This is a genomic window from Azonexus caeni, assembly GCF_048146105.1.
Taxonomy (GTDB): domain Bacteria; phylum Pseudomonadota; class Gammaproteobacteria; order Burkholderiales; family Rhodocyclaceae; genus Azonexus; species Azonexus aromaticus_B.
This window is the reverse complement of sequence record NZ_JBKJAD010000048.1, coordinates 1-4,216: the sequence shown is the minus strand read 5'-3', so window position 1 is coordinate 4,216 and position 4,216 is coordinate 1. Positions and strand designations below refer to the sequence as shown.

Annotated in this window: 1 protein-coding gene; it reads right to left on the bottom strand. The window is 66.1% G+C overall.

Annotated features, from left to right (window positions below; genetic code table 11):
- Window positions 1–4,216 (bottom strand): Ig-like domain-containing protein (locus ACLIIZ_RS20980; RefSeq protein ID WP_416695627.1); only part of this gene is annotated, 4,216 nt, incomplete at both ends.

Genomic DNA, 4,216 nt, shown 5'->3' with positions numbered 1-4,216 from the left:
ATCACCACGTCGTGCGTCGTCCCGTCCACCGTCTTCACGGTGAAGGTCTCGATCTTGGTTTCGCCTTCGCCCAGGTACTGCACGTCGGCGTTCGCCACCGTGTAGGTCCAGTCGCCGGTCGTCGTGATCGTCAGACCGCCCAGCGCGCCGGCGCTGGCAACGATGCCCGTGGTCTGGAATTGGGCTTCGTCCGTGCCATCGACGTCCGTCACCAGCAGCGTGCCGGTGTCGGTCAGGTTCGGGTTCGAGGCGTCTTCCGTCACCGCACCCTTGTCCTTGCCGCTCACTTCGGCGCCGTCATTGGTGCCGGTGATCGTGATCACCACGTCGTGCGTCGTCCCGTCCACCGTCTTCACGGTGAAGGTCTCGATCTTGGTTTCGCCTTCGCCCAGGTACTGCACGTCGGCGTTCGCCACCGTGTAGGTCCAGTCGCCGGTCGTCGTGATCGTCAGACCGCCCAGTGCGCCGGCGCTAGCAACGATACCGTTGGTCTGGAACTGTGCTTCGTCCAGGCCATCGACGTCCGTCACCAGCAGCGTGCCGGTGTCGGTCAGGTTCGGGTTGCTGGCGTCTTCCGTCACCGCACCGAGATCATCCCCTGTGATAACGGGAGGATCGCCGATCGGGTTGATCTTCACCTCGACGGTCGCCGTGTCCGAGCCGCCGCGGCCGTCATCGACCGTGTACTCGAACGTGAACGCTCCGTTGTAGTTCGCGTTCGGCGTGAAGCTCAGCGTGCCGTCCGCGTTCATCTCGATCACACCCTGCGTCACCACCACCGGGTTGTTCACGTCGATCGCCGTTCCGTTGATCTCCGTGATCGTCAGCGGGTCGCCGTCATCGTCCGAGTCGTTCGACCTCGGGTCAAACGTCACCGGCGTGTCTTCGTCGCCTTCCACCAGGTTGTCGCGGGCGACCGGCGGGTCGTTCACATCGTCCACCACCAGGTGCACGTTGGCCACGTCGCTCGCCGTCCCGTCCGTCACCGTGTACGTGAAGTCCACCGGACCGTTGAAGTTCGCTTCCGGATCGAAGGTCACCGTCCCATCCGCATTCAAGGTCACCGTCCCGATCGCGCCGCCCGTCGTCGTCGACAGCGTCACCACCTGACCCACCGTCACCGGCTGACCGTTGATGTGCGTGATCGTCAGTGTGTCGCCATCGACATCGCTGTCGTTCGCCAGCACCGGCAGGATCACCGGCGTGTCTTCCGGAATCTGCTTGCTGTCATCCACCGCCACCGGGCCGTCATTGACCCCGGTCACCGTGATCGTCAGCGTCGTCGTCGAGGTCAGCCCCGCCGGGTCGCTCACCGTGTACGTGAACACGTCTTGCCGGCTTTCCCCGTCGTCCAGCCCTTGTGCCGCCTCGTTCGGCTGGTAGCGGTACGAGCCGTCCGCGTTCAGCGTCAGCGTGCCCCACTGACCGGCCACGCCTTCGCCAACCTTGCCCAGCGCGCCGCCGAACGCGACGCCCGAGACTTGCAGGCTGTCGCCATCCACGTCGGTGTCCGCACCGGCGCCCAGGATCACCCCGTCCGCCGCCGCAACGTTGAGCACCGTGTCTTCGTCCGTCGTCCCGGCATCCGGCGCCGCCACCGGCGCGTCATTGACGCCGCCAACGTCGATCGTCACCGTCGCCGTGTCCGTCGCCGTCCCGTCGCTCACCGTGTAGGTGAAGCTCGCGCCGCCGTTGTAGCCCGGGTCCGGGTCGAAGGTCACCGTCCCGTCGCCATTCACCGTCACCGTGCCGTTGGTCACCGCCAGCGGTACGCCGACCGTGATCGCCGTGCCGTTGATCTCGGTGATCGTCAGCTTGTCGCCGTCGATGTCGCTGTCGTTGCCCAGGACGTTGATCGTCTTCGGCTCGTCTTCCAGCATCGTCACCCGGTCGTCGTTCGCCACCGGGGCGTCATTGACCGGCGTCACGTCGACATGCACGTTGGCCTGCACCGGCGTCCGGCCATCGGTCACCGTGTAGGTGAAGTCCACCGGGCCGTGGTAGTTCGCCGACGGCGCAAATTCCAGCTTGCCGTCCGCCGTCAGCCGCACTTCGCCGTTCGCTACCGCCACCGGGCTGCCGACCGCAATCGCCGTCCCGTTCACTTGCGTGATCGTCAGCGGGTCGCCATCGACATCGCGGTCGTTCGCCAATACGTCGATCACCACCGAACGGTCTTCTTCCGTCCGCGCCGTGTCGTCGCTCGCCGCCGGCGTGTCGTCGAGCGGCGTCACCGTGATGTCCAAGGTGCTCGTGCTGCCCGTGTTCGTCGTGTACGTCACTTGCGGCACCGAACCGTTCCAGTTCGCCACCGGCGTAAAGGTGTATTCGCCGTCGCTGCCAATCGTCAGCTTGCCGATGTTCGCCAGCGTCACCGTCTCGCCCGCATTCACCGTCGCGCCATTCACCGTGAAGCTCGCCACCGTCAGCGTGTCGTCAAGATCGCTGTCGTTCGCCAGCACGTTCCCGCTCGCCACCGAGTCTTCGAACACCGTCTTCGTGTCAGCGGCCAGAACGCTCGGGTCGTTGACCGCGTTGATCTTCATCTCGACGGTTGCCGTATCCGAGCCGCCACGGCCGTCATCGACCGTGTATTCGAAGGTGAAGGTCCCGTTGTAGTTCGCGTTCGGCGTGAAGCTCAGCGTGCCGTCCGCGTTCATCTCGATCACGCCTTGCGTCAGCACCACCGGGTTGTTCGCGTCGATCGCCGTCCCGTTCACTTCCGTGATCGTCAGCGGGTCGCCGTCGTCGTCCGAGTCGTTCGACCTCGGGTCAAACGTCACCGGCGTGTCTTCGTCGCCTTCCACCAGGTTGTCTCGCGCCACCGGCGGGTCGTTCACGTCGTCCACCACCAGATGCACGTTGGCCACGTCGCTCGCCGTCCCGTCCGTCACCGTGTAGGTGAAGTCCACCGGACCGTTGAAGTTCGGCTCCGGATCGAAGGTCACCGTCCCGTCGCCATTCACCGTCACCGTGCCGATCGTGCTGCCCGTCGCCGACGACAGCGTCACCGCCTGACCGACCGTCACCGACTGACCGTTGATCTGCGTGATCGTCAGCGCGTCGCCATCAACGTCGCTGTCGTTCGCCAGCACCGGCAGAATCACCGGCGTGTCTTCCGGAATCTGCTTGCTGTCATCGACCGCCACCGGGCCGTCATTGACCCCGGTCACCGTGATCGTCAGCGTCGTCGTCGAGGTCAGCCCCGCCGCGTCGCTCACCGTGTACGAGAACACGTCCTGCCGGCTTTCGCCGTCGTCCAGCCCTTGTGCCGCGTCGTTCGGCTGGTAGCGGTACGAGCCGTCCGCGTTCAGCGTCAGCGTGCCCCATTGGCCCGCCACGCCTTCACCGACCTTGCCCAGCGCGCCGCCAAACGCGACGCCCGAGACCTGCAGGCTGTCGCCATCCACATCCGTGTCCGCGCCGGCGCCCAGGATCACCCCGCTTGCCGCCGGCACGTTCAGCACCGTGTCTTCGTCCGTCGTCCCGACGTCCGGCGCCGCCACCGGCGCGTCATTGACGCCGCCGACGTCGATCGTCACCGTCGCCGTGTCCGTCGCCTGGCCGTCGCTCACCGTGTAGGTGAAGATCGCTTCGCCGTTGTACCCCGGGGCCGGGTCGAAGGTCACCGTCCCGTCACCATTCACCGTCACCGTCCCGTTGCTCACCGCCAGCGGCACGCCAACCGTGATCGCCGTGCCGTTGATCTGCGTGATCGTCAGCTTGTCGCCGTCGATGTCGCTGTCGTTGCCCAGGACGTTGATCGTCTTCGGTTCGTCTTCCACCACCGTCACCCGGTCGTCGTTCGCTACCGGGGCGTCATTGACCGGCGTCACGTCAACATGGACGTTCGCCTGTACCGGCGTCCGGCCGTCGGTCACCGTGTAGGTGAAGTCCGCCGGACCGTGGTAGTTCGCGGCCGGGGCAAATTCCAGCTTGCCGTCCGCGGTCAGCCGCACTTCGCCATTCGCTACCGCGACCGGGCTGCCGACGGCAATCGCCGTCCCGTTCACTTGCGTGATCGTCAGCGGGTCGCCATCGACGTCGCGGTCGTTGGCCAGCACGTCGATCGTCACCGCGCGGTCTTCGTCCGTCCGCGCCGTGTCGTCGCTCGCCGCCGGCGTGTCGTCGAGCGGCGTCACCGTGATGTCCAAGGTGCTCGTGCTGCCCGTGTTCGTCGTGTACGTCACTTGCGGCACCGAACCGTTCCAGTTCG